Below are 24,895 nucleotides of genomic sequence, written 5' to 3' on the forward strand. Positions count from 1 at the left end.
TAATCCTTTCTTGTGCGTATTTGATATGGATTATCCTTACGAGCTATGAAAAATGGTTTCAATTTCCATATCGGCAAACTTTCGGAACATCTCCATTACTCCGCAATAGGTTTCTACGGAAAGATCTACGGCACGTTGTAACTTTTTTTCAGCTAAATCGCTCCCATAAAAATGATATTCCACTTTTACTTTATGGTAATATTTTGGATGCTCATCGGTAAGTTCTGCATGAATGTCAATTCTGAAGTCGTCAACCTCCAGCCTCATTTTTTTAATCATTTGAGCGACATCCAGTCCAGAGCAACCAGCCAATGCAGAAAGCATCAACGCTTTTGGACGTAATCCATCCCCATTTCCACCGTCATCCGGACTGGCATCGATAAGTAAATCGCCAGCAGGATTGGTTGAGTGAAATTGCATGTTTTGTTTCCAAGTTGTTATTACAGTATTGGTTGTTCCCATGATTGCTGAAGTTTAAAAATGAAGTTCAAAAATACGGATTCTACCAAGAAAAATACTTGTTTGAGAACATTGCTTACTTCAAAACCTCCTGAATTCTAGTTTTCAGCATTGGAACCACTTCATTTTCAAACCATTTGTTTTTAGCCAGCCAAAACCGATTGGTAGGCGATGGATGCGGAATGGGAAAAAGTTTGGGCAAGAAGGTGTGGTAATTTTTTACGGTTTCTGTAAGGTTTCGCTGAAATTGTTTTCCTAAATAGGCTTTCTGCGCATGCTGTCCAACCAAAATGATTAGCTCAACAGCGGTTAATTCATCTAAAATATTTTGATGCCATTGCGGTTTGCATTCTGGTCTTGGGGGAAGGTCGCCTGTTTTTCCTTTTCCGGGATAACAAAAACCCATGGGCATTACGCCAATATATTCCGTATTGTAAAAAGTGGCCTCATCTACGCCTAACCATGAACGGAGTTTCTTTCCGCTAGCATCGTAAAAGTCTTTACCACTTTCATGTGCCTTGGTACCGGGAGCCTGACCAATAATTAAGATTTTAGTGTTTTTTGATACTCGTAAAATTGGCTTCGGGCCTAAAGGGAGGTGCGCTTTACAGATTTCGCATTGCGCTATTTCCTTCAACAATTTTTTCATTTTTTACCTTCCACCACCACCACGATTTCTCCTTTGGGCGGTTTATTTTCAAAATGAGCTATAACTTCTGAAACCGTTCCACGAATGGTTTCTTCATGCAATTTGGTAATTTCCCGAGAAACGGAAACGTTCCTGTCTTCCCCAAAATAAGTACGAAAATCACCAAGGGTTTTCAAGATTTTATGGGGAGATTCGTAAAAAATCATGGTCCGGTTTTCTTCCGCTAGAAATTTAAATCGGGTTTGCCGACCTTTTTTTACAGGTAAAAACCCTTCAAAAACAAACTTATCGTTTGGGAGTCCACTATTCACCAAAGCAGGAACAAATGCAGTTGCTCCTGGAAGACAATCCACTTCAATTCCTTTTTCTACACAGGCTCTTGTAAGCAAGAATCCGGGATCGGAAATTGCGGGGGTTCCGGCATCGGTTATTAAGGCCATGGTTGTTCCCGATACTATTCTGTCGCAGATGCTTTCCACCGTTTTATGTTCGTTATGCATATGGTGACTTTGCATGGGCGTTTGCACTTCCAAATGTTTTAAGAGCTTTCCACTGGTGCGAGTATCTTCCGCAAGAATAACATCTACTTCCTTTAAAACACGTATAGCGCGAAGCGTAATATCTTCTAAATTTCCAATGGGTGTGGGAACAATAAACAGTTTAGACATAACGGTTTTCTCTAGGAAAGCAAGATACTAAGTATTTTGATTATTTAACAACGATAGACATTCTCAATTGTTTTTATAAATTTATGAGAATTTAAGAACATAATTATTTAGATGAAAATAAAACTACAATTCATATTAATTGCACTCTTTGCTTGCACATCGCTTTCTTCTCAATCAATTCTAAACGAAAAAGAAAGAGCAATTAAGGTAGATTCCATGTTGAAAGTTCGCTTTGAAACTGTCTTACCTAAATTAATGGACCGTTCAGGGATCGATATGTGGGTGCTCATTTCAAGGGAATACAATGAAGATCCTGTTTTAAAAACCATGCTCCCTGCGACGTGGCTGAATGCTAGAAGACGTACCATTCTCGTTTTTTATCGTGACAAACAAAACGATACGCTCCACAAGATGGCAGTCGCCCGTTATAATTTTGGTGAAAATATTGTCTTCGCTTGGGATAAAGAACAACAACCCGACCAATGGAAACGCCTGGTTGAAATAATAGAAAAGTTTCAACCAGAGAAAATCGGACTTAATTATTCTGAACACTTTAATATAGCCGATGGTTTGGTAAAAACGGATTATGATGAATTTATTACTGCCTTGCCAAAGAAATATCAGTCCAGAATTGTTTCTGCGGAAGATTTGGCCGTGGCCTGGATTGAAACCAGAACCCCACTCGAGATGAAATATTACCGCGAATTGGTAAACATTACTCGAAATATTATCCGAGAAGCATTTTCCAATAAAGTAATTACCCCAGGGCAAACCTCCGCCGCCGATGTGGAATGGTGGATGCGTCAAAAAGTAACCGATTTGGGCTTAGAAACTTGGTTTCATCCCACGGTGGATGTGCAGCGAACAGCGGAAGAACTTCCAGGGCACCTTTATGCTTTTTCCGATAGACCTGCAGACGAAATAATTAAACCTGGCGATTTGGTGCATTGCGATTTTGGAATAAGCTATTTACGCCTAAACACAGATTGCCAGCAATTGGCTTATGTGTTAAAACCTAATGAAACAAAACCACCTAAATTTTTGGTTGAAGCATTGGAAAAAGGAAACCGATTACAGGACATTTTAACAGAGAATTTTCAAAATGGACGTACGGGTAATGAAATTTTAAAAACTTCTTTAGAACAAGCCAAAGCTGAAGGTTTACAACCTTCAATATATACGCATCCTTTAGGTACTTATGGCCATTCTGCTGGACCAACCATCGGGATGTGGGATGCACAAGGCGGAGTGAAAGGTGCTGGTGATTATCCGCTTTATCCCAATACGGTATATGCTATTGAATTAAATACCACAGTTTATATAAAGGAATGGAAACGCGATATTAGGGTAATGCTGGAAGAAGCTGGTTTCTACGGCGAAAACGGATTTGAATATGTAAACCAAAGGCAAACGAAGTTTTTGTTGATTTCTAGCAATCCCAAATAAATTAAGGTTTGACAAAAAATTCAATTTCGCGAAGGTTAGGTTCCTACCCCCTAATAATCCAAGGACGCACTTGTTTACCAAGAAAATAAGAAGCCATTAAAAGAACCATAGCGATTACTGCTCCGCCACCTTCACCATCTCCAGCCATGTAATGGGCAATAAATGCAAATAGAAAATTAAAGAACAAGCCCGCATAAGCCCATTCTTTAACCACTCCTTTAATAGGTGCTAACAATGCGATAATACCTAAAGCTTTCGCAATGATAAGAATGTATAAAAGATAAGATGGATAATTAAGGCTTTCAAGATATCCCTGCAATGCATCAAACTTTGTAAGATAATTAAAAATTGCAAAAGCGAGGAACACGCATAAGAGTCCGGTGGTAATCCAATAAAAAATACGTTTCGTTTTCATAAATTCATGTTTTTTGGTTGAAAATGGTAGGTTGAGGCCAAATCGTTACGAAAATTTCTTTTCCAATATCTCCATAAATCGGTTTTCGTAGGCTTCTTTTCCAGCCCAGTTATTGTAGTCGGGTTTTATCATTTCAGAAATGAACTGCTTCGCCTCATCAAAAGTATCCATGGTGTTTATTTGAGAAATTACTCGAATGTAGTCTTCATTACTTCCATCAAATAAATGCTTAATAAAAGCCAGTTTATCGTTCAATCCAATTGAAAAACCAGTTTTTAAACGGTCGTTTAAGGATGAAGGACGCTTTTCCGTAACATAGGTAACATTGCTTATTTTTGGGGTTACGGTATCCATATCCCGCTTTACAAAAGTGGCATCGGGTCTAAAATCAGATAAAATATCTTCCAAGGTTTCTTCCTCCTCTGGCATTTCCTCCACCAAATCTTTAATGGTATCCATTACAGGCGTCATAATCGCTTCCTCTTCCGCATTGGGGTTGGTTTCTGGTACGTCGGAATTTCCTTTAAGCACGGCGTTCGCCAACTCTTCAAACTTTTCTGCTACTTCATTTCTCCCGGCAGTTGGTTGAAACTCCCCAAAATGTTCTTCTACATACTTCAGCAGTGTAAGTTTTTCATACAATTTTTGGGCTTCTTTTTGCAACGCGTCCAAATCTTCTTTCCCCTTCAATTTCAATACACGGTGTGCAATGCTTACCAGTTCTGCTTCTAGTTTCTTCTTCATAACAATAGTTTCTTCAAATTGTAAGTTCTTATTGAATAAAATAAGGCATTTCCACCCAATTTTCAATGATAAAGATAGCTAAAAAATAACCATTTTTTAAATCCTAATCGGTAAGAATTCGAAAACCTATAGCGGTAATATTTTGTTGGTTCCGTATTCAATAATTTGTTGATATTATTTCAGGTTTCTTGAAATCAACTTTAATTAATTGCGTAAGTTTGTTTAGTTTTTCTTTTCCGCATAGAAAATTACAGAATGTTTCTCGAAAATACAGTAAATCATAAAGAGCAGTTTGGTTGGATAGAGGTTATCTGCGGTTCGATGTTTTCCGGTAAAACGGAAGAACTCATCCGAAGATTAAAGCGTGCGCAATTTGCCAAGCAACGGGTGGAAATTTTTAAACCTGCCGTAGATGTCCGTTACGATGACGAAATGGTGGTTTCCCACGATGCCAATGAAATTCGTTCTACTCCTGTACCCGCGGCCGCCAATATTCGACTTTTGGCAGATGGCTGTGACGTGGTTGGTATTGATGAAGCTCAATTTTTTGATGATGAAATCGTTTCCGTTTGCAACGACCTAGCCAATAAAGGCATTCGTGTGGTAGTCGCAGGGTTGGATATGGATTTTAAAGGAAATCCCTTTGGCCCCATGCCCGCACTTATGGCCACAGCAGAGTACGTTACCAAAGTACACGCCATTTGCACCCGTACCGGAAATTTGGCAAATTACAGTTTTAGAAAATCTACCAACGACAAACTGGTTTTATTGGGTGAGACGGAAGAATACGAACCGCTGAGTAGAGCTGCGTTTTTTAAAGCCATGTTGCGCGAAAAGGTAAATAAAATGGAAGTTAAAGACCCTCAAGATATTTCTCCTAAAATGACTGCTAAAAAGACTGAACATGACGAAAATTCAGGAGACCACGCTCGAAGTTGACCTTTCGGCAATTACGCACAACCTCAACTTCCTACGTACAAAAATTAAATCTTCTACCAAGCTTTTGGCGGTGGTAAAAGCGTATGCTTATGGCAGTGATGTACAGCAAGTCGCTTTACATCTACAGCATTTAAACGTGGATTATTTTGCAGTTGCCTATACCGATGAGGGCATCGCTCTTCGAAAAGCGGGAATAACCAAGCCTATTTTAGTTTTACACCCACTGCCCATTCATTTTGCTGAAATAATTACCTATAAATTGGAACCCAGCTTGTACAGTTTTCAGGTTTTGAAATTGTTTTTAAAAGCTTCGGAAAATGAGAAAGGCTATCCTGTCCATTTAAAATTTAATACCGGTTTGAATCGGCTTGGGTTTGCTTCGGAAGATGTTTCAGAGATTTTGAAGCACTTCAGCAGCAATAAAAATGTACAGATTGCTTCCCTATTTTCACATTTGGGTGCTTCGGAAGATTTAAATGAAAAAGAATTTACCCTTCAGCAAATACATACTTTTAAAAATGTGGCCGAGCAGTTTTTAAATACGCTCGATTACCAACCGATGCTACACATCCTAAACACTTCAGGTATTTTGAATTACGCTGATGTTGCTCAGTTTGATATGGTAAGAAGCGGAATTGGTTTGTACGGTTTTGGTAACGACCCGCAATACAACACTCACTTTAAACCTGTTGTTTCGCTAAAAAGCGTTATTTCCCAAATTCATGAAATCCGGCCAAATGAAAGTATTGGTTATAACAAAGGACATGTGGCAACAACTGCCATGAAAACGGCTACTATTCCATTGGGACACGCCGATGGTATAGGGCGCCAATACGGCAAAGGAAAAGGTTTTTTAACCGTAAACGGAAAAAGATGCCCCATTGTTGGCAACGTCTGTATGGACATGCTTATGATTGACGTTACCGGTGTGGATTGCCAAGAGGGCGATGAGGTGACCGTTTTTGGGAAAAACCCCACTGCCAGTGAGTTTGCCAAAACTGCGGGCACTATTTCCTACGAATTGATTACCGCTATTTCCCAACGTGTACGGCGTAAAGTGGTGAGTTAGACTTTGTATTGAATAGATAGTTTTTTTAAGAGTTCCTCGTCGGAGATTAAGTATTTCGCAAATCAAAATTTTAACAGTTTAAGCCAATCGATCAGTGGGCTATGTTTGCCATCGAGCGGACTGTGCAAAGCATCCAGCGGCTTATGGTGCCTATATTATTCTAAATAATCTGAATTTGGTAGTTGATAGTTTTCCAAAAAAATTTCTATCTTTAAGAATACTAATCAACTAATTTTCAGTTTATGGGTTTTTTTAAAGATTTTAAGGCTTTTCTACTTAAAGGTGATATTGTAAACCTGGCTACGGCGGTTATCGTTGGTGGCGCTTTTGGTAAAATTGTCACTTCTTTTACAAAAGACATTTTAATGCCGCCCATTGGTTTATTATTGGGCGATTCTAAGTTTTCTGAATTAAAAGTTGTACTTAAAGAAGCTGAAATGCAAGGCGAGGAAGTGCTTACCGAAGCCGTAACTATTAATTACGGACTCTTTATTCAAACCATTATCGATTTCATTATTATCGGGTTCTGTATTTTCATGGTGCTAAAAGCATATGAGCGTACCAAGAAAAAAGAGGAAGCAGCGCCTGCAGCACCCAAAGGACCTACGCAAGAAGAATTACTTATTGAAATTAGGGACGAGCTAAAAAAGCAAAACGCTAAATAATATACCTCAGCATTGAGGCAAAACCGCTACACAAATGTTTAATTTAACCATCTAGGGAACTGGATGGTTTTTTTGTATAAAATGATTTAAAAGAAGATCCTTTCATTTAGTTCATTAATCTTTAATTACTTTTAAAGGGTATTCATGAACCTCCTTTGTCGGTTTCTTTTGCTCGCCCAAAAGAAACGAAACAAAGAAAAGGGCGCCTTATCCAAGGACTTTTTTTGACCTTGAAGTCGAAAAACCGTAATCAAAACTCCGCGTCGCTCCGTGCCTACGCTCCTGTTTTCGGAGCTTTTGATTACTATTCTGTGGATAAGGGATTTTTAAAAGCTAAAAAGGTTTGTTTATTTTTATAACAATTTGTTATATTTTTTTGATGTTTTGATTTTGAGGTTGTATAACCGTGAATATTAATTACTTTTGTCTTTCAAAATTTTAAATGAAAACGGGACTGCTTAAAAGCCCGAATAAAAACACTGTAAAAGAATAAAGACAAAAAAATGAGAATAGCTGTTGTAGGAGCTACCGGAATGGTTGGCGAGGTAATGCTTAAAGTTTTAGCGGAACGTAATTTCCCTATTGATGAATTGTTATTGGTCGCTTCTGAGCGGTCTGTAGGTAAAGAACTTCCGTTTAACGGAAAGACATATAAAGTTATTGGCTTAGCTGATGCCGTAGCGGCAAAACCGGATATTGCCATTTTCTCTGCCGGTGGAGGCACTTCTCTTGAGTGGGCACCTAAATTTGCTGAAGCTGGAGTAACAGTAATCGATAATTCTTCGGCTTGGCGTATGGACCCAACTAAAAAATTGGTGGTTCCAGAAATCAATGCAAAAGAACTTACCAAAGAAGATAAAATTATTGCAAACCCTAACTGTTCTACCATTCAATTGGTGATGGCGTTGGCGCCTCTTCATAAAAAATATAAAATGAAGCGTGTGGTGATTTCTACTTATCAGTCCATTTCCGGTACGGGTGTAAAAGCTGTAAAGCAGTTGGAAAACGAATTGGCTGGCGTAGATGGCGAAATGGCGTATCCTTACCCAATCAACCGAAATGCACTTCCGCATTGTGATGTTTTTGAAGAAAACGGCTATACCAAAGAAGAAATGAAATTGGCTCGTGAGCCTCAAAAAATATTAGGTGATAAAACATTTGCTGTTTCTGCTACTGCTGTAAGAATTCCAACGTCTGGTGGGCATTCCGAAGCGGTGAATGTTCAGTTTGAAAATGATTTCACCTTAACCGATGTTCGCAGAATTCTTAGCGAAACAGCAGGAGTGGTGGTTCAGGACAATCCCGATACCAATACCTACCCAATGCCTATTTATGCACATGACAAAGACGATGTTTTTGTAGGTAGAATTAGAAGGGACGAGTCGCAATCAAACACCTTGAATATGTGGATTGTGGCTGACAATCTTCGAAAAGGAGCAGCCACCAACGCAGTGCAAATTGCAGAATATTTAGTAGAAAATAAGCTCGTATAAGCTGCATCTGCTTAAAAATTGTTAAAAGCTCTAAATCAGTACTGATTTAGAGCTTTTTTTAACTAAATTATCCTCGCTAATTAATTAATCTAAAAATTAAAGATGAGGAGAATTATTACGTTTACCATTGTTGCCGGACTACTCTACTCCTGTGACACGAATGAAAAGAAAAAAGATTTGACATTGAAATATCCTGCTACCAAAAAAGTAGATACCATAGATACTTATTTTGATACTGAAGTTAAAGATCCTTACCGCTGGTTGGAAGACGACATGTCTGATGAAACTGCCGAATGGGTAAAAGCGGAAAATGAAGTTACTTTTGGCTATTTGGAGAAAATTCCATTTAGAAATCAGTTAAAACAGCGTTTGGAACAATTATGGAACTACGAAAAAATTTCTGCCCCGTTTAAAGAAGGCGATTACACTTATTTTTATAAAAACGACGGACTACAAAACCAGTACGTAGTTTACAGAAAAAAAGGAGAAGATGGAAAAGAAGAGGTTTTTCTGGATCCCAATACCTTTTCTGAAGACGGAACGACTTCCCTTGCTGGTTTAAGTTTTTCTAAAAGTGGGAAATTAGCGGCTTATTCCATTTCTGAAGGCGGAAGCGATTGGCGAAAGGTAATCGTTAAAGATGCCGAAAGCATGGAAATTATTGAAGATACTTTGGTGGATGTAAAGTTCAGTGGACTTTCATGGAAAGGCGAAGAAGGTTTCTTCTATTCCAGTTACGACAAGCCGAAAGGAAGTGAGCTTTCAGCCAAAACAGATCAACACAAATTATACTATCACAAGTTGGGTACCCCTCAAAAAGAAGATAAACTTATTTTTGGTGGAACCGAAGAAGAAAAACACCGTTACGTAGGTGGAAATGTTACTGAAGATGATAATTATTTGTTGATTAGCGCTTCTATTTCTACTTCTGGAAATAAGCTTTTTATAAAAGACCTTACCAAAGAAAATGCGCCATTGGTACCGATTATTGAAACTACGGAAAGCGACACGTATGTTATTGAAAACGTTGGTTCTAAATTGTATTTGGTAACCAACTTGGACGCTCCCAATAAAAAAATCGTTACGGTTGATGCTGCAAACCCATCCCCTGAAAATTGGGAAGATTTTATTCCTGAAACCGAAAATGTTTTGAGTCCGAATACCGGTAGCGGTTATTTCTTTGCTGAATATATGAAAGATGCGGTTTCCCAAGTAAAACAATACGATTACGACGGGAAATTAATTAGAGATATAGAATTACCGGGCTTAGGAAGCGTTGGTGGTTTTGGAAGCAAAAAAGAAGATAGAGTAATTTATTATTCTTTTACCAATTACAATACGCCGGGAAGCATTTATAAATTCAATCCAGAAACGGGTGCTTCAGAAGTCTATTGGAAGCCTGAAATTGATTTCAATAGTGAAGAATTCGAATCTAAGCAAGTTTTTTACACCTCCAAAGACGGAACAAAGGTTCCTATGCTAATCACCTATAAAAAAGGAACAGAGTTAAACGGTAAAAATCCGACTATCCTTTATGGGTACGGCGGATTCAATATCAGTTTAACGCCTTCTTTTAGTACAGCGATGGCCGTTTGGTTGGAGCAAGGTGGTGTTTATGCTGTTCCAAACCTTCGTGGTGGCGGTGAATACGGGAAAAAATGGCACAATGCCGGAACGAAATTGCAAAAGCAAAATGTTTTTGATGACTTTATTGCTGCTGCGGAATATCTTATCGATAACAAATATACTTCTTCAGAATATTTAGCCATTCGTGGCGGTTCGAACGGAGGATTATTGGTAGGCGCTACCATGACACAGCGTCCCGATTTAATGAAAGTAGCTTTACCAGCCGTTGGGGTGTTGGATATGTTGCGCTATCATACATTTACCGCTGGAGCTGGTTGGGCATACGATTATGGAACTGCGGAAGACAACAAAGAAATGTTTGAATACCTTAAAGGATATTCTCCGTTGCACAATGTAAAAGCGGAAACCTCTTATCCTGCAACTTTAATCACCACCGGAGACCATGATGACCGTGTGGTGCCAGCGCATAGTTTTAAATTTGCTGCTGAATTACAGGAAAAGCAAAGTGGAAACAACCCTGTTTTAATCCGAATTGAAACCAACGCGGGTCACGGTGCGGGAACGCCTGTTAGCAAAACTATCGACCAATATGCCGATATTTTTGGTTTTACACTTTATAATATGGGGTATGAAGAGCTTCCCAACAAAGCGGCTTTAAAAGAATTTAAAAAGTAATTCTTTTTATAACACCCTGAAGGCCTATTTTTCAGGGTGTTTTTTTATGCCTATTTTTTAAAAACAATTAAGTTATTCGATAAAATAAACCTTCCATGCTAGAAGTTAAAAAGGTTTCTTTTCAATATGAAGAAACGCCCATTTTAAAAAACATCAACTTTACCCTTCAGAAAGGAGAACATCTATCCATAATTGGCGAAAGCGGTTCTGGGAAAAGTACGTTGCTCAAAATAATTTACGGACTTTATCATCTTGATAAAGGCAAGCTTTTTTGGGATAAAAAACCGATGTTGGGTCCAAATTACAACATCGTTCCGGGCGAACCTTTTATAAAATACGTTGCCCAAGATTATGATTTGATGCCATTTATAACGGTGGAAGAAAATATTGGGAAGTTTCTATCGAATTTCTATCCTAGGAAAAAGAAGAAAAGAATCGCGCAACTTTTGGAATTGGTAGAGATGGAATCATTTTCCAAAATCAAGCCAACCGACTTAAGTGGAGGGCAACAGCAACGGGTAGCCTTGGCGAAAGCGCTTGCAAAAGAGCCCGAATTATTACTGCTGGATGAACCTTTCAGTAACATCGATAATTTCAAAAAAAACAAATTACGTAGGGATATATTTCAATTTTTAAAAGATGAAAATATCGCCTGCATCACGGCAACCCATGACAATACGGATACATTGGCATATGCCGATAAAACTATGGTGTTAAAGGCTGGAAAATGCATCGCATTAGAAAAACCTGAAGCGCTTTATCAAGCACCGAAAAACAAATACATCGCGTCTTTGTTTGGAGAAGTTAATGAAATCCCTGAAAAACTTTTTGATAACTCCAGTGACTCTTCTAAAAAAATATTACTGTTTCCACATCAATTGAAAATTGTACAAGAGGAATCTCCATTTAAACTTAAAGTGAAAGCATGTTATTTTCAAGGAACTCATTATTTAATTGAAGGAACGAGAGGTTCGAAATCGTATTTTGTGAATCATCAAAGTAGCATTGCTCCTTCCGAAGAGATTTTTGTTCAAAAAAGGTAACTTTTCATTGAAAATGAAGCATATTTCAGTAAAAAACATCACTTTCTGTTAAATCTTTGTGAACTTAGCGAATTTAGCACCGGATTTTTTTTGAGTCTATCGTAATTATTTCATCTTGCCTCTTCAGAAAACTAAAAAGAAATAATTATGTTGAAAACAAGAAACTTAAAACTCATTTTTATATTTGTTGCACTTCTAGGAAGCCCCGCCATTTTTGCGCAGGTGCAAGCTCCTGTTCAGGCGTCGCCAGCAGCAGCTGAAAACGTTTCTGATGCCGACTTACAAAAATTTGCGGAAGCATATATTGGTATTCAGCAGGAAAATCAAAAAGCTCAGCAACAAATGGCTGCAAAAATTGAAGAAAGCGGTTTGGAGTTAAACAGATTCAATGAGATTCACAAAGCTTCTATGGATCCAAACACCGAAGTGGAAGCCACAGACGACGAATTGGCAAAACACAAAGCAGCCGTTGGCGAATTGGAAAAAATGCAACCGGCACTGGAAGCCAAAATGCAAGGAATTATTAAAGATTCTGGACTTACCATGGAGAAATACCAAGCGGTAGCCATGAGTATACAGTCTAACAAAGACTTACAGCAAAAACTACAGGGCATTTTAATGAAAATGACTCAACAAGGATAATTACCAAAGTCAGTTAGGGCTTGTCGGAACCTATTTTTAGTTTGACAAGCCCTTACTTTACCTAAATTTTGACGCCTCAAAAAACCGGTGAGGTTTATTTTGGCATCAATTTTGAAATCGTATCTTTAATTAAACAAAGAAAAATGATGCGATTAATAAATATACTTTTGGGAACGGTGGTAATCTTAGGTTTTTCCCAATGTGGTTCTTCACAAAAACTTACCGAAAACGCTCCTTTTCAATTGGGAGAAGTAAAAAGCGAACCGTGGACAGCTGGTGATAACAAGGAAGCAACAGGGGAAAACATTTATATACCTGTTCCGGAAGAAAACGGCGCCACTTTAGACAGCTTATACTACAAAAACCAGGCAGTAAAACTAGAGCGTATTAAAAAAGACGATTACTTGGTCTATATTGGTCGCTTTCCATTTTTTAATACTCCGCCGGATATGATTATGCATGCGGACCCAAAAAAGGAATTTGGGAACAAACCGCCAAAAACCAATGCTAAAAACCCTTTTGAGCTTTCAGAAAATGAAGCCGTGGTAAGTTATACTGTGGATGGCAAAACCAATTATTATAAAATTGAAGGAATTTCGCCTTCAACACCCATTCATTATCGTGATATCCCCACGCTAAAAAACTGAGCGCTTCTTTTTGATGCGTCTTTATAAATCGATACTTTTAGCACTTCAATAGAGAATTTAATTGGGAGCGCTTAAAAAACTATTTAAACATACATTTATTTATGGCTTGGCAACGGTTTTACCCCGATTGCTGAGCTTTATTTTAATGCCCCTGTACACCGACCAATTACCAACGGAGGATTATGGGGTGTATGCTTCGCTTTATGTGTATCTTATTTTGGGGAATGTAATGCTTTCCTACGGAATGGAAACAGCCTTCTTTAGGTTTATGAACAAAAGCGAACGAAAGGCCGAAGTACAATCCACTGCACTTACTTCACTATTTATCAGCTCAGGAATATTTCTAATTGTTTCTTTTTTACTGAAAGACAATATCGCGTCTTTTTTACAATTCAATCCCGATTACATTGGCTATGCTATTCTCATTTTGTTTTTTGATGCGCTCTGCGTTATCCCTTTCGCTTGGCTACGCAACAATGAAATGCCAATAAAATATTCCTTTGTGAGGATTTCATCTGTAGTTGTAATGCTAGGTTTAAACGTATTTTTCTTTTTAGCACTGCCAAAATTAACTACGGAAGGGACTTCTGTTTTCAATTCAATGGTTTTTGATAATAAAGTGCATTATATTTTTATCTCCAATGTGCTGGCCAGTTTCTTCGGATTATTACTCATCCTCCCCTTGTATTTTAGAATCCGTTTGAAAATTGATTTTTTCATTTGGAAAAAAATGTTCCGCTACGCATTGCCAGTAATGATTGCTGGAATTGCCTTTTCCATCAACGAGGGATTCGACAAAATTATGCTGAAATATCTCTTGCCCGAAAATATCGCTGAAGAAACCGTGGGTATTTATGCTGCGTGTTACAAACTTGGCGCTTTTATGACGCTTTTTATAACAGCTTTTAAATTGGGTGTGGAACCATTTTTTTTCAGCAATGCCAATAAAAAAAATGCCAAGGAAATCTATGCCGATACTACCCTGTACTTTACCATTTTCGGTTCGTTTATCTTTTTGTTTGTAGTTGTTTACGCAGATATTTTCAAAAGATTGCTCATCCACAATTCTGAATATTGGGAAGCGCTCTGGATAGTTCCTTTTATTCTGTTAGCTAACTTATGCCTTGGAATTTACCACAATCTTTCAGTTTGGTACAAAATCACAGACCGCACTCATTTTGGTGCTTATATTTCCGTTTTTGGTGCTATAATCACACTTGCCCTAAACTTTATTCTCATCCCTATATTAACTTACAAAGGTTCAGCAATTGCTACCTTGGTTGCTTACAGCAGTATGATGCTGATTTCGTTTTATTTCGGACAAAAAAAACATCCAATCCCATACAATCTTAAAAAAATAGGAAGCTATCTAGGCGTTTCTATCCTCTTTGTGGTGGTTTCTTTTTACATTTTTGATAGGAATTTACTTATAGGAACCCTTTTACTTTTAGTATTTTTGATGCTAATCTACCGATTGGAAAATAAAGAGCTAAAAAAAATGTTTTCATCTATAGCACTAAAGAATAAAAAATGACAGTAAAAATTGTAAATAAATCGAATCATCCATTGCCCAATTACGAAACCATTGCGTCTGCGGGAATGGACATACGTGCAAATATTGATGCGCCAATAGTACTTAAACCGTTGGAAAGGGCGATTGTGAAAACAGGTTTGTTCATTGAACTTCCTGTTGGAGCAGAAGCGCAAGTAAGACCACGTAGCGGTTTGGCCGCCAAAAAAGGAATTACTGTTTTAAATGCGCCCGGAACCATCGATGCAGACTATCGCGGGGAAATAGGCGTTATTCTAGTAAATCTTTCCAATGAAGATTTTACCATTGAAAACGGTGAGCGCATTGCACAATTGGTAATCGCACGTCATGAACACATCTCTTGGACAGAAGTCAGTGAACTTTCTGAAACCACAAGAGGCGCTGGAGGATTTGGAAGTACTGGAGTGAAGTAACAACTAACCCCTCTTTATCTCCCCTAAGGGGAGAATCTATAGAAGGAAAAGAATAAATAAATTAACTAATAAAATAGGCTGTCTAAAATAGATAAAGACACTTTAGTATGTCAGCCTGTCCCGAAGCTTCGGGAGTCGAAGGCTTTTGCATTCAAAACAATTTTAACTTCGATAAGCTCAGTTTGGCAACTGTTACTTACTTTTTTAGACATCTGCTCAGAAAGACAACATTGACTTAAAGCGTCATTAAAAAGTATAAAAATTCCTGCCCACACAGGAAACAAGTTTAACCATAAAAAGATACCCGCCTTCGCGGGCATGAAGATGAAAATAATCGTACCAATGGCTGGACGAGGTTCCAGACTTAGACCACACACGTTAACAATACCAAAACCGTTAATTCCTATTGCAGGCAAACCGATTGTTCAACGTTTGGTGGAAGATATAGCCAAAGTATTGGACCAAGAAATTGAAGAAATTGCTTTTATCATAAAAGACGATTTTGGAACAGAAATAGAAGCAAAACTCAACGAAATAGCTGCTAGCTTAAACGCGAAAGGAACCATCTATTACCAAGATAAGCCGTTAGGAACTGGGCATGCCATTATGTGCGCCAAAGAATCACTTTCAGGGCCTTGCGTAATTGCCTATGCGGACACTCTTTTTAAAGCCGATTTTAACTTGGATGCTTCTGCTGATAGCGTTATTTGGGTGAAACAAGTAGACAAGCCCGAAGCGTACGGAGTAGTAGAATTGAACGAAGAAAAGAATATCTCCGGATTGGTTGAAAAGCCACAGGAGTTTGTATCGGATTTGGCGGTTATTGGGATTTACTACTTTAAAGAGGGCGAGCAACTAAAAGCGGAGCTACAAAAAGTGTTGGATGCCAATATTATCCACGGAGGTGAATATCAAATTAACGATGGTATTAAAGCCATGATGGCGCAAGGCAAAAAGTTTGTGCCTGGAAAGGTGGACGAATGGATGGACTGCGGAAATAAAAACGTTACGGTGGAAACCAATGGAAGAATGCTTCAGTTTTTACACGCAGATGGGGAAAATTTGGTTTCTTCCGAAGTAAAAAAAGAAAATTCAGAAATAATCCAACCCTGCTATATCGGAAAAAATGTAGTGCTTAAAAATGCGAAAATTGGACCCAATGTTTCCATCGGTGATGGCACAGTGGTGGAAAATGCAACTATTAAAAATAGCTTAATTCAAACACAAGCTGTTGTAAAAAATGCTAATTTGGATAATGCTATGATTGGAAACTTTGCCAAATTCGATGGTAATTTTACCGATGTGAGCATTGGCGATTATTCCGTTTTGGAATAAAGGAAATCACTCTATTTTTCAAATAATAAATGCTAAAAAAAGGTTTCATAAAAGCAGTTTTTCTTGGGGTTCTAGCAATCTCACCACTTGCTATTGCTCAAGAAATCCCTTCCGAAACCGATGCAGATATTTCGCATGAAGAAAATAACGATGCCTTTCAGGAGTACTTTTACGAATCTTTGAAACAAAAAGGCATTGAAAACTATGATAAAGCGGTTTCTGCTCTTTTGGAATGTAAATTATTGCAGCCTGAAAATGAAGTGATTGATTATGAGTTGGGCCTTAATTACATGTACCAAAGAAAATATGTTGAAGCACAACCTTATTTGGAAACAGCCGTTGAGGCAGATACTGAAAATAAATGGTATTTAGATGCCTTACTGGATTGCTTTAAAGCACAGCAAAACATAGAAAAAGCTATTGAAATTGCTGAAAAATTAGCGCAGAAGAATCCGCAATATTACAGCATGCTTACCAATTTGTACATAGAAAAACCTGATTACAAAAAGGCGTTAGCTGTTCTTGAAATAATGGAAAACAAGGGAATTGATAAAGCTTTTGTGGTACAGAGCAAATCAAAAATTGGGATGATGCAAAATTTACAGGCCTTGAAAAGCGAATCAGGGGATAAATTTGAAGAAAATGCCTCGGTTAACAATCCAGTTGAAGATTACAAAAACCAGATTCTCAAACAACAAGAACGCACCGATTATAATGAGATGCTGGCAGTAAGCAGTGAAGCTTTAGACAATTATCCTACGCAGCCTGAATTTTATTATTTAAAAGGAGTTGCCCTTAACAAGCTTCAAAAGTTTAAAATGGCCACTGAAGTATTGGAAGAAGGACTTATCTATCTTTTGGATGACAAACAGCTTCAGAAGGATCTGTATAAAGAAATGGTTGTTGCATACAATGGGTTAAACAATGCTGAAAAAGCTAAAGAATTTCAGCAAAAAATAAATGAAAACAATTAAAAATTAGTGTTGTTAATGAAGATGATCAGAAAAAAAATATCCATAGCTTTTGTAGTATCTTTTGCGATTTTACTTAATTCCTGTGGATCTAAAAATGTGTTGGGTGAGGGTGAATTAAAAAGCGATCTTTCTTCAAAAAATATCATAGCAAACCACTATAAAAACGAACTTGATTTTGAAACCTTAACGGGACGTATTAAAATTGATTATTCTGATGGGGAGAACTCGCAAGGTGTTACCGTAAGTATCCGAATGAAAAAGGATGAAGCTATTTGGATTAGCGCACCTCTTTCTGTGGTAAAAGCATTAATAACACCCGACCGCGTGAGTTTTTACAACAAGCTGGATAATACTTATTTTGATGGGGATTTTTCTTATTTGAATAACCTCCTGGGAGCCGATTTAAATTTTGAAATGGTACAAAATCTCCTTTTGGGACAAGCCGTTTTTAATCTGAAAGAGCAACCGTATTACGCTGCTTCGGTAGCCAACAAATATCAGTTAAAACCTGAAAAACAATCGGAACTATTTAAAACATTATTTCTTTTAGAACCCACTCATTTTAAAATGGATTTGCAGCAAATTTCGCAGCCAATAGAAAACCGTTTGTTGAGTATTGAATACAAAAATTACCAAGAAGTAGATGGTAAAGTTCTTCCAAATGAAATACAGATATTGGCGCTGGATGCCGACCATAAAAATCAAATTGATATTGAATATAATAGTGTCGTTTTCGATCGGGAAGTTTCTTTTCCTTACAGCATTCCAAGCGGATTTAAACAAGTAGAAATTGAATAATATGACGGTAAATAATTTCTTCTTTCGTTTGTTTTTACTTGCCTTTTTATCGGTAGGCAGCATTTATGCCCAAAGCGATGAACAAAAAGAGCTAGAAGCCCGTAAATTACGTTTACAAGAAGAAATTCAACAGTTCAACACCCTGTTATCGCAGAAAAGACGGGAAAAAACAGATGTTTTGGAAGATGTGGAAGATTTAAATCAGAAAATCCGCATCCGCAAAGAGCTTATTAAGGTTACCAACGAGCAAACCAATTTAATTAGCCGTCAAATAAACAACAACATCAACAAAATTTCCAAATTGCGGGATGACCTGAAAGAATTGAAAAGTGATTATGCTGAAATGATTCGGAAATCCTATAAAAGCAAATCACAGCAAAGCAGATTGATGTTCTTATTGTCTTCAGAAGACTTTTTACAGGCCTACAAGCGCATTCAGTATATGAAACAATATACAAACCATAGGAAAGAACAGGCGGCGGAAATTCAGTCTAAAACAACGCAACTTCAAGAGTTAAACAACGGCTTGGTAACCCAACGAAAAGACAAAGAAAATTTAATTGCTGAAAACCGAAAAGAACAAGCCTCGCTAGAAAGGGAAATGGAAAATCAACGAGGTTTGATTGCCAGTATAAAAGAAAAAGAATCGCAATATGCTGCACAAATACGTGAAAAGCAAAAGCAAGCTGATGCCATTGATAGACAAATCGATAAAATAATTCGGGATGCTATTGCAAAGGCGAATGCTGCCAACAAGGAAACAACGAAGGAAAGCCGCGAAAGCGCCACGAAATCATCCAATTTTGCCTTGACAGCAGAAGCAAAACTTGTAGACACCGATTTTAAAGCCAATAAAGGGAAATTACCTTGGCCCGTTGAAAAAGGCGTTGTAAAAATGCGGTATGGAAAACAGCCGCATCCAGTGGTAAAATCGGTTACGATACAAAGTAATGGTGTGAGAATTGCAACAGAAAATGGTGCGCAGGCTCGTGCCATCTATCGTGGAAAAGTATTAGCTGTGCAAGCCATAAAAGGCGGAAATAAAGCTGTTCTCATCCAACATGGTAATTACATTTCGGTTTACAATAACTTAGGAAAAGTGTATGTAAAAGAAGGAGAAAAGGTGACCACCAAACAAGAAATCGGTGAAGTTTTTACGAGTCCGAGTGACAACGAGACCGTTTTAAAATTCATGATTTACGACAACAACCATACCGACAATCCTGCCAATTGGATTTATAGAATGTAATAATGTGCAGGAAGTTGGATGCTTGAGGCATCAAAAACTAAAACATTAAAAGTTTTTCTTCGTAAGCCTTAGTTTATTCTAAATATCACTTCGTGAGTAAAATGTAAAACTAATTTAATATAGTCTCGCGCAACTTTCAGGTTTCTGATGTATCTTTCTAATATGAAATACAAAGGAGCGCTACTATTACTGCTAGGTATACTTTTTTCCTGCGAAATCGATTTTGAAGATAATACCCGACTTTATTTTGAATCGACAGTTGTAGATCAAAGCGGCGTTCCAGTATCAGGGATACCTTTTGAAATTGGGGTTTCTTCTAGAGTTATATATTTTACCGATTCGGAAATCGTAGGTACTGGCGAAAGCACCAAAACTGGAAAAATAGCATTTCCTTTTCTCAAACCGTTGTCAGAACTACCCTTTACGGTTAGCATCAATAATTATTCTCGGCTTCCAAAGGATGCCAATGTAGAAGCAAATTATGGCGGCGTACTTTTGGCAGACATTCCTCAGGACATGATTCAAAACTACGCCCTAAGATTGGATCCCATTCAGATTAATAAACTAACATCCTTTCAATTGCAATTAAATCGCAATACCCAAAATCTAGACACCCTTAACTGGAGTGTAACCTATAGCAATCCAAATATTGTTGTTGATTTTTCTGAAGGAGTAGGACCATACTACCAAGAACAAGTATCAATTGGAGGGCTGTTTTTACCTTCGGATGAACAGGAATCCATTAACATCAGGATTCCGGAAAGTTCTCTGGTTGTTTTTAAATATAAAATTAGGAATGAACAGGTTTTGGACAGCGCAACGACAGAAATTGAAATAGAAAAACAAGATAAAACCTATGAATTCAGTTATTAAGAGATGCGCATTTTTCGTTTTGTTTTTCTCATTTTTTGTGGCAAACGCCCAAAACGATTTTAAAATCGAAGAAGAATCTATTTCCAAAGAATTTGATGCTTTAAAGGGCTATACCACTTTTTCACTAGGTTTTCCATTGTTTTTTGGAGATCAATTTTTAAGCAAAGGATATAGTATTAAAAGTCCGTCTTTTAATGTTGATTTTAATTTTACAATTTATAAACGTTTCTACATTGGTCTTGGATTTGATTATACCAGTTTAACCGTAGAAAGACCAGAATTGGTTAGCCCTGTGGACAGATCCGATTTAATTCATTATCGTGTCAATGGTGGATATTATCTAGTCTCGACGAAGAAATTTTTAGTAGATGCATCCCTTGGCATTGCTGTTTCCAGAATCAGAAACGCAAAAGGAAACGTAAATTTCTATGATGGAGGTTGGGGAATTTCAGCCGATATTAATGCGGGCTATAACCTTGCAAAGCAATTAAATGTATTTGTGTCCGTTAGTCAGCAAGCGGATTTTTTCAATATAGATACTTCAGCAGAACTAAAAGATTTTTTTAGCAAAGCCTATGCATTAACTCCTTCCTTAGGTATAAGGCTAGTCTTTAAATAACGCCTTTAATTCTGTAGCTTCGTTGGGTTTCATTTTACCCGCCAATACCAAACTCAATTGCTTTCTTCTAAGTGCCGCTTCGTAACGTTCTTTTTCAATTTTAGTTTCTGGCTGAATAGGAGGAACAGCAACCGGTTTTGCGGTGTCATCTACCGCTACAAAGGTATAAATAGCTTCGTTCGCCTTGCTTTTATGTCCGTTTTCCCTATCCTCGATCCAAACATCCAAATAAATCTCCATAGAGCTATTAAACGCTCTGGAAACGCATGCCTCGACTGTTACCACACTTCCTAATGGAATTGCTCTATTAAAAGCTACATGGTTTACAGAGGCGGTAACCGTAACCCTACGGGAATGCCTTCTGGCAGCAATACTAGCCGCTCGGTCCATTCTTGCCAAAAGTTCGCCACCAAACAGATTGTTAAGCGGATTCGTTTCACTTGGCAAAACAAGATCGGTCATTACGGTACGTGATTCACTGGGAGTTTTTGCTTGCATCATTTAAAATTTGTGCAAAGATACATTTCTAATGCAACAATATGAAAATAGATTTTTAATTGGGCGAACTCGTTGTAAGTTGCTCGTTGTTAGCTTTTAAAAGTAAGTAATCTTTAAACAATAAGTATTTTGGGAGTGTTCAATAAACTGAATACTGCTACTGGCAACTGCAAACTTTCAGCCTCTAGCTTCCCGCATCGAACTTACAATAAGAAGATTGCCACGCTTCACTCGCAAAGACGTAAATCTAAAATCGTATTTCGTAAATAAGAAGTTAATTCAATTCGTCTACAAGCAACCAAGCTTCAGGAGATTCTTCTCTTTTAACTTTGCGTAGAAATTCCAATGCCTCCGGAACTTCAGCGAAGCTAGCAAAAGTAACTTGGTGCAAACCGTATTTGTTTTTTCCTATACGTTCTGCTTCAAAACCTTTTTCACGAAGCTGTTTAACTCTTTTATCGGCATTTTCTTCAATTCGGAAAGCACCAGCAATCACGTGATATTTTAAAGGTTGCTTTTCAACTTTTAAGGTAATAGAAGGAATTTCTAAAGGTGTTGTATCAAAAAATGTAGCTTTTTGAATGTCCCTTTCAATTTGCTTCTGCGCTTCCTGCTGCGCAACTTGAATGTTTTCTTTTTGCTGAAGATCCACAAATCGGTAACCGATGGTGCCTGCGGAAATTGCTAGTAAAAATACAGCTGCGTACTTCAAGTAAGAACGACTTCTTCTTCGCTCTGGCGTAAAAGCAATAGGTGCTTTTTCTTCAATTTTTTCGACTTCCTTTTTAAGTTCTTCCCTCGTAACAGAAGGAGACACAAAAGAAGAAAGACCAAAAGACGAAGTAAGGTAGTTTACGTGGTAAGAAGGTTGAAAAAGTAATTTTTTCTCAGCTCCCAACCAAAGTTCACCTACATTTTTCAATTCAATTTTCTCTCCGTTCTCCAATGCTTTTTTCCAAGTAAGAACCGTAGCCTCCAACTTCTGGGTAGCTTCTTCAAAAGAAATTTTTAAAGATTCCGCCACATATTTGGTAAGTAAACCATCGTTGGATTTAAGTTGCTCATTAAAAGCAATGGATTTTGAAGGCGGATAGAACGCATTTGTATTAGCGTGTACTTTCGCAGGTTGATATTGCGTAATAAATGCTCCAAAACTTGGCACAGTTACACACTCGTATCTATATAACAAATCGCTGATGTAGTTCTCTATTCGCATATCACAAAGATGTGAAAAAATAGAATTGATTTGAAAATACTTTTTCAGTTTTTATCAACAGTGGTTTTTTTTCTATACATTTAAAGTTGAAAATCATTTATTTAGATGACAGAAAAAGAATTATTTTTTCTATTGGCGTTACAACGCGCTCCAAAAGTAGGCGATATTACCGCCAAAAAACTGCTTCAACATTGTGGTTCTGCCGAAAATATCTTTAATGAAAAGCGTAGAACGCTACAATCCATTGAAGGTATTGGTGATTTCACAGTTAAAAATATTCTTAATGACCAAAACTTTAAGGACGCAGAAAAAGAACTTGCTTACCTTCAGCAAAACAACATTCAAGTCACTGCTTTTTTTGAAGAGCAGTACCCCTATAATTTGAAGCATTGTGTTGACAGTCCGATACTTCTATTCCAGAAAGGAAAAATAAATATTTCTTCACCAAAGCAAAAACTTATCAGCATTGTTGGCACCCGCCAAATAACCTCTTATGGAACCGCTTTCTGTAATGAATTGATGGAGGAACTGGCAACATTTAATCCAGTTATTGTGAGCGGTTATGCTTATGGCGTAGATATTTGTGCGCACAAAGCCGCCATGAAAAATAATTTACAAACCATTGGTTGCTTGGCCCACGGGTTTAACGAAATATACCCAAAAGCACATAAAAAATATATGGATGAAATGGTAGAGAAAGGTGGATTCATAACCGATTTCTGGAGCGACCAAACTCCTGAAAGAAACCATTTTCTTAGAAGAAACCGTATTATTGCAGGACTGTCTAGCGCAACTATTGTTATAGAATCTGCCAAAAAAGGCGGTAGTTTGGTAACGGCGGATATTGCTCTTTCCTACAATCGCGAAGTTTTTGCAGTTCCTGGAAGAACAAACGACAAATACAGCGAAGGCTGCAACAACCTCATCAAAACACAGCAAGCACACTTACTTACATCTGCGGCAGACCTTATTTATATTTTGGGCTGGAAACTAGAGAAAACAAACACCAAACATGCTCCTGTTCAAAAACAATTGTTCGTGGATTTGGATGCAACCGAACAACCCATTTTTGATTACCTGCAAAAACAGGGTAAAGTCTTGTTGGATGTTATTGCTTTAGATTGCAATATGCCCGTTCATAAATTATCCTCACTACTTTTCAGTATGGAAATGAAAGGTGTAGTTAGGCCTTTGCCAGGAAAACTTTATGAGGTGGTTTAATACCCCATCTTCTCACGAACTCTTGCTAATGTAGCATTAGCTACTTTTTTGGCTTTTTCTGCACCAATAGCCAAAGCCTCATCTACTTCATGGAGGTTTTCCATGTAATAGTTAAATTTCTCCCTTTCGGTAGCAAAAGTGTCACAGATAAGTTCGAACAAAGCTTGTTTTGCATGGCCGTAACCATAACCTCCTGCCTCATAATTTTTTCTCATTTCTTCAATTTGAGAAGAAGAAGCAAGGAGTTTGTAAAGAGCAAATACATTACAAGTATCTGGATTTTTAGGCTCTTCCAACGGTGTGCTATCCGTTTCTATGCTCATTACCTGTTTGCGCAATTTTTTATCCGGAAGAAAAATATTGATAAAATTGTTACGCGACTTACTCATTTTATGGCCATCGGTGCCTGGAATGTACATGGTTTCCTTTTGTACTTTTCCTTCTGGAATTACAAAAGTCTCGCCAATTTGTGTATGAATTCTTGAAGCTACATCACGTGTAATTTCAATGTGCTGCATTTGGTCTTTTCCCACAGGAACAATTTCAGCGTCATATAAAAGGATATCGGCCGCCATTAACATGGGATACGTAAAAAGACCCGCATTAACATCTTCCAAACGATCTGATTTATCCTTAAATGAATGCGCCAACGTTAATCGTTGGTATGGAAAATAACAGCTCAAATACCATGTTAACTCAGTTGTTTGCGGAACATCGCTTTGCCTGTAAAAAGCAACTTTACTAATATCCAACCCAAAAGCCAACCAGGCGGCAGCAACATTGTAAGTGTTATTTTTCAATGTTTCTCCGTCTTTTATTTGGGTTAGGGAATGCATATCTGCAATAAAAAGAAACGATTCGTTCCCTTGTTGTTCAGACATTTTGATGGCCGGAATAATGGCTCCCAATAAATTTCCTAAATGTGGTGTTCCTGTACTTTGTATTCCTGTAAGTATTCTCGCCATTGCTATTTTTTATATCAAAACCACAAAGGTATAATGTTTTG

At 37.7% G+C, this 24,895-nt stretch carries 26 protein-coding genes; 18 read left to right on the forward strand and 8 right to left on the reverse strand.

Going from position 1 to position 24,895, the window contains the following annotated elements; all coding sequences use genetic code 11:
• Positions 1-36: 36 nt before the first annotated feature.
• The 3 genes from NDQ75_RS04425 to rsmI form a co-directional block, all read right to left on the reverse strand.
• Positions 37-462: an OsmC family protein gene (locus NDQ75_RS04425; protein ID WP_202028195.1), complete on the reverse strand. Its 426-nt coding sequence runs from the start codon at positions 460-462 to the stop codon at positions 37-39.
• 73 nt (positions 463-535) lie between these two features.
• On the reverse strand, positions 536-1,108 hold the full coding sequence (locus NDQ75_RS04430) for a uracil-DNA glycosylase family protein (RefSeq protein WP_202028196.1): 573 nt from the start codon (positions 1,106-1,108) through the stop codon (positions 536-538).
• Positions 1,105-1,776 (reverse strand): 16S rRNA (cytidine(1402)-2'-O)-methyltransferase, encoded by a 672-nt coding sequence (gene rsmI / locus NDQ75_RS04435; protein WP_202028197.1) that lies wholly within the window; start codon positions 1,774-1,776, stop codon positions 1,105-1,107. Before rsmI ends, NDQ75_RS04430 begins: the two co-directional genes overlap by 4 nt.
• Before the next feature lie 111 nt (positions 1,777-1,887).
• On the opposite strand from rsmI, the gene NDQ75_RS04440 reads away from it, so the two are divergent.
• Complete coding sequence (locus tag NDQ75_RS04440; RefSeq protein WP_202028198.1) at positions 1,888-3,222, forward strand: M24 family metallopeptidase; 1,335 nt, start codon at positions 1,888-1,890, stop codon at positions 3,220-3,222.
• 43 nt (positions 3,223-3,265) lie between these two features.
• Here NDQ75_RS04440 and NDQ75_RS04445 read toward each other — a convergent pair whose 3' ends face one another.
• Positions 3,266-3,637, reverse strand: a complete 372-nt coding sequence (locus NDQ75_RS04445) for a DoxX family protein (protein WP_202028199.1) — start codon at positions 3,635-3,637, stop codon at positions 3,266-3,268.
• A 45-nt stretch (positions 3,638-3,682) separates the two neighbouring features.
• Positions 3,683-4,381 (reverse strand): hypothetical protein, encoded by a 699-nt coding sequence (locus NDQ75_RS04450; protein WP_202028200.1) that lies wholly within the window; start codon positions 4,379-4,381, stop codon positions 3,683-3,685.
• 255 nt (positions 4,382-4,636) lie between these two features.
• On the opposite strand from NDQ75_RS04450, the gene NDQ75_RS04455 reads away from it, so the two are divergent.
• The 16 genes from NDQ75_RS04455 to NDQ75_RS04530 all read left to right on the forward strand — a co-directional run bounded on the left by NDQ75_RS04455 (position 4,637) and on the right by NDQ75_RS04530 (position 20,954).
• Positions 4,637-5,320, forward strand: coding sequence for a thymidine kinase (locus tag NDQ75_RS04455; RefSeq protein ID WP_202028201.1), 684 nt, complete (start codon positions 4,637-4,639; stop codon positions 5,318-5,320).
• Entirely contained in the window at positions 5,286-6,389 is a 1,104-nt protein-coding gene (alr, locus tag NDQ75_RS04460) for an alanine racemase (RefSeq protein WP_202028202.1), read from the forward strand. The genes NDQ75_RS04455 and alr overlap by 35 nt, the downstream gene beginning before the upstream one ends.
• Positions 6,390-6,631: 242 nt before the next feature.
• Entirely contained in the window at positions 6,632-7,054 is a 423-nt protein-coding gene (gene mscL / locus NDQ75_RS04465; protein ID WP_202028203.1) for a large-conductance mechanosensitive channel protein MscL, read from the forward strand.
• A gap of 503 nt (positions 7,055-7,557) precedes the next feature.
• Positions 7,558-8,547: an aspartate-semialdehyde dehydrogenase gene (locus NDQ75_RS04470; protein ID WP_202028204.1), complete on the forward strand. Its 990-nt coding sequence runs from the start codon at positions 7,558-7,560 to the stop codon at positions 8,545-8,547.
• A 102-nt stretch (positions 8,548-8,649) separates the two neighbouring features.
• Complete coding sequence (locus tag NDQ75_RS04475; RefSeq protein ID WP_202028205.1) at positions 8,650-10,809, forward strand: prolyl oligopeptidase family serine peptidase; 2,160 nt, start codon at positions 8,650-8,652, stop codon at positions 10,807-10,809.
• 95 nt (positions 10,810-10,904) lie between these two features.
• Positions 10,905-11,852, forward strand: a complete 948-nt coding sequence (locus NDQ75_RS04480) for an ABC transporter ATP-binding protein (RefSeq protein WP_202028206.1) — start codon at positions 10,905-10,907, stop codon at positions 11,850-11,852.
• A gap of 147 nt (positions 11,853-11,999) precedes the next feature.
• A complete protein-coding gene (locus NDQ75_RS04485; RefSeq protein ID WP_202028207.1) occupies positions 12,000-12,494 on the forward strand; it encodes a DUF4168 domain-containing protein in 495 nt (164 codons plus the stop codon).
• A 143-nt stretch (positions 12,495-12,637) separates the two neighbouring features.
• On the forward strand, positions 12,638-13,141 hold the full coding sequence (locus NDQ75_RS04490) for a hypothetical protein (protein ID WP_202028208.1): 504 nt from the start codon (positions 12,638-12,640) through the stop codon (positions 13,139-13,141).
• 61 nt (positions 13,142-13,202) lie between these two features.
• Positions 13,203-14,675 (forward strand): lipopolysaccharide biosynthesis protein, encoded by a 1,473-nt coding sequence (locus NDQ75_RS04495; protein ID WP_202028209.1) that lies wholly within the window; start codon positions 13,203-13,205, stop codon positions 14,673-14,675.
• Positions 14,672-15,106, forward strand: a complete 435-nt coding sequence (gene dut / locus NDQ75_RS04500; RefSeq protein ID WP_202028210.1) for a dUTP diphosphatase — start codon at positions 14,672-14,674, stop codon at positions 15,104-15,106. The genes NDQ75_RS04495 and dut overlap by 4 nt, the downstream gene beginning before the upstream one ends.
• A 324-nt stretch (positions 15,107-15,430) precedes the next feature.
• A complete protein-coding gene (locus NDQ75_RS04505; protein ID WP_202028686.1) occupies positions 15,431-16,441 on the forward strand; it encodes a sugar phosphate nucleotidyltransferase in 1,011 nt (336 codons plus the stop codon).
• A gap of 29 nt (positions 16,442-16,470) precedes the next feature.
• Complete coding sequence (locus NDQ75_RS04510) at positions 16,471-17,415, forward strand: tetratricopeptide repeat protein (RefSeq protein ID WP_202028211.1); 945 nt, start codon at positions 16,471-16,473, stop codon at positions 17,413-17,415.
• A gap of 15 nt (positions 17,416-17,430) precedes the next feature.
• Positions 17,431-18,213, forward strand: a complete 783-nt coding sequence (locus NDQ75_RS04515) for a DUF4292 domain-containing protein (RefSeq protein ID WP_202028212.1) — start codon at positions 17,431-17,433, stop codon at positions 18,211-18,213.
• Position 18,214: 1 nt separating this feature from the next.
• Entirely contained in the window at positions 18,215-19,462 is a 1,248-nt protein-coding gene (locus NDQ75_RS04520) for a murein hydrolase activator EnvC family protein (protein WP_202028213.1), read from the forward strand.
• Positions 19,463-19,624: 162 nt separating this feature from the next.
• A complete protein-coding gene (locus tag NDQ75_RS04525) occupies positions 19,625-20,335 on the forward strand; it encodes a hypothetical protein (protein WP_202028214.1) in 711 nt (236 codons plus the stop codon).
• Entirely contained in the window at positions 20,319-20,954 is a 636-nt protein-coding gene (locus NDQ75_RS04530; RefSeq protein WP_202028215.1) for a hypothetical protein, read from the forward strand. The genes NDQ75_RS04525 and NDQ75_RS04530 overlap by 17 nt, the downstream gene beginning before the upstream one ends.
• On the opposite strand, the gene NDQ75_RS04535 is transcribed toward NDQ75_RS04530, so the two are convergent.
• Positions 20,940-21,452: an acyl-CoA thioesterase gene (locus NDQ75_RS04535; protein ID WP_202028687.1), complete on the reverse strand. Its 513-nt coding sequence runs from the start codon at positions 21,450-21,452 to the stop codon at positions 20,940-20,942. The two genes, NDQ75_RS04530 and NDQ75_RS04535, sit on opposite strands and share 15 nt — an antisense overlap.
• Before the next feature lie 274 nt (positions 21,453-21,726).
• A complete protein-coding gene (locus NDQ75_RS04540; protein ID WP_202028216.1) occupies positions 21,727-22,668 on the reverse strand; it encodes an HU domain-containing protein in 942 nt (313 codons plus the stop codon).
• A gap of 105 nt (positions 22,669-22,773) precedes the next feature.
• On the opposite strand from NDQ75_RS04540, the gene dprA reads away from it, so the two are divergent.
• Positions 22,774-23,889, forward strand: a complete 1,116-nt coding sequence (gene dprA / locus NDQ75_RS04545) for a DNA-processing protein DprA (RefSeq protein WP_202028217.1) — start codon at positions 22,774-22,776, stop codon at positions 23,887-23,889.
• Here dprA and trpS read toward each other — a convergent pair.
• A complete protein-coding gene (gene trpS, locus NDQ75_RS04550; protein ID WP_202028218.1) occupies positions 23,886-24,854 on the reverse strand; it encodes a tryptophan--tRNA ligase in 969 nt (322 codons plus the stop codon). The genes dprA and trpS overlap by 4 nt on opposite strands.
• Between the last annotated feature and the right edge of the window lie 41 nt (positions 24,855-24,895).

The sequence above is a fragment of the Galbibacter mesophilus genome (assembly GCF_023721415.1).
GTDB lineage: Bacteria > Bacteroidota > Bacteroidia > Flavobacteriales > Flavobacteriaceae > Galbibacter > Galbibacter mesophilus.

What these genes read in the sequence shown, in the direction of transcription:
- NDQ75_RS04520 (WP_202028213.1), top strand. Translation starts at nt 18,215, where the DNA reads ATGACGGTAAATAATTTCTTCTTTCGTTTGTTTTTACTTGCCTTTTTA.
- NDQ75_RS04440 (WP_202028198.1), top strand. Translation starts at nt 1,888, where the DNA reads ATGAAAATAAAACTACAATTCATATTAATTGCACTCTTTGCTTGCACA.
- NDQ75_RS04445 (WP_202028199.1), bottom strand. Translation starts at nt 3,637, where the DNA reads ATGAAAACGAAACGTATTTTTTATTGGATTACCACCGGACTCTTATGC.
- alr (WP_202028202.1), top strand. Translation starts at nt 5,286, where the DNA reads ATGACGAAAATTCAGGAGACCACGCTCGAAGTTGACCTTTCGGCAATT.
- NDQ75_RS04540 (WP_202028216.1), bottom strand. Translation starts at nt 22,668, where the DNA reads ATGCGAATAGAGAACTACATCAGCGATTTGTTATATAGATACGAGTGT.
- NDQ75_RS04535 (WP_202028687.1), bottom strand. Translation starts at nt 21,452, where the DNA reads ATGCAAGCAAAAACTCCCAGTGAATCACGTACCGTAATGACCGATCTT.
- NDQ75_RS04425 (WP_202028195.1), bottom strand. Translation starts at nt 462, where the DNA reads ATGGGAACAACCAATACTGTAATAACAACTTGGAAACAAAACATGCAA.
- NDQ75_RS04430 (WP_202028196.1), bottom strand. Translation starts at nt 1,108, where the DNA reads ATGAAAAAATTGTTGAAGGAAATAGCGCAATGCGAAATCTGTAAAGCG.
- NDQ75_RS04470 (WP_202028204.1), top strand. Translation starts at nt 7,558, where the DNA reads ATGAGAATAGCTGTTGTAGGAGCTACCGGAATGGTTGGCGAGGTAATG.
- NDQ75_RS04525 (WP_202028214.1), top strand. Translation starts at nt 19,625, where the DNA reads ATGAAATACAAAGGAGCGCTACTATTACTGCTAGGTATACTTTTTTCC.
- NDQ75_RS04505 (WP_202028686.1), top strand. Translation starts at nt 15,431, where the DNA reads ATGAAAATAATCGTACCAATGGCTGGACGAGGTTCCAGACTTAGACCA.
- NDQ75_RS04530 (WP_202028215.1), top strand. Translation starts at nt 20,319, where the DNA reads ATGAATTCAGTTATTAAGAGATGCGCATTTTTCGTTTTGTTTTTCTCA.
- NDQ75_RS04515 (WP_202028212.1), top strand. Translation starts at nt 17,431, where the DNA reads ATGAAGATGATCAGAAAAAAAATATCCATAGCTTTTGTAGTATCTTTT.
- NDQ75_RS04485 (WP_202028207.1), top strand. Translation starts at nt 12,000, where the DNA reads ATGTTGAAAACAAGAAACTTAAAACTCATTTTTATATTTGTTGCACTT.
- NDQ75_RS04455 (WP_202028201.1), top strand. Translation starts at nt 4,637, where the DNA reads ATGTTTCTCGAAAATACAGTAAATCATAAAGAGCAGTTTGGTTGGATA.
- NDQ75_RS04450 (WP_202028200.1), bottom strand. Translation starts at nt 4,381, where the DNA reads ATGAAGAAGAAACTAGAAGCAGAACTGGTAAGCATTGCACACCGTGTA.
- NDQ75_RS04480 (WP_202028206.1), top strand. Translation starts at nt 10,905, where the DNA reads ATGCTAGAAGTTAAAAAGGTTTCTTTTCAATATGAAGAAACGCCCATT.
- trpS (WP_202028218.1), bottom strand. Translation starts at nt 24,854, where the DNA reads ATGGCGAGAATACTTACAGGAATACAAAGTACAGGAACACCACATTTA.
- rsmI (WP_202028197.1), bottom strand. Translation starts at nt 1,776, where the DNA reads ATGTCTAAACTGTTTATTGTTCCCACACCCATTGGAAATTTAGAAGAT.
- NDQ75_RS04475 (WP_202028205.1), top strand. Translation starts at nt 8,650, where the DNA reads ATGAGGAGAATTATTACGTTTACCATTGTTGCCGGACTACTCTACTCC.
- dprA (WP_202028217.1), top strand. Translation starts at nt 22,774, where the DNA reads ATGACAGAAAAAGAATTATTTTTTCTATTGGCGTTACAACGCGCTCCA.
- dut (WP_202028210.1), top strand. Translation starts at nt 14,672, where the DNA reads ATGACAGTAAAAATTGTAAATAAATCGAATCATCCATTGCCCAATTAC.
- mscL (WP_202028203.1), top strand. Translation starts at nt 6,632, where the DNA reads ATGGGTTTTTTTAAAGATTTTAAGGCTTTTCTACTTAAAGGTGATATT.
- NDQ75_RS04510 (WP_202028211.1), top strand. Translation starts at nt 16,471, where the DNA reads ATGCTAAAAAAAGGTTTCATAAAAGCAGTTTTTCTTGGGGTTCTAGCA.
- NDQ75_RS04490 (WP_202028208.1), top strand. Translation starts at nt 12,638, where the DNA reads ATGATGCGATTAATAAATATACTTTTGGGAACGGTGGTAATCTTAGGT.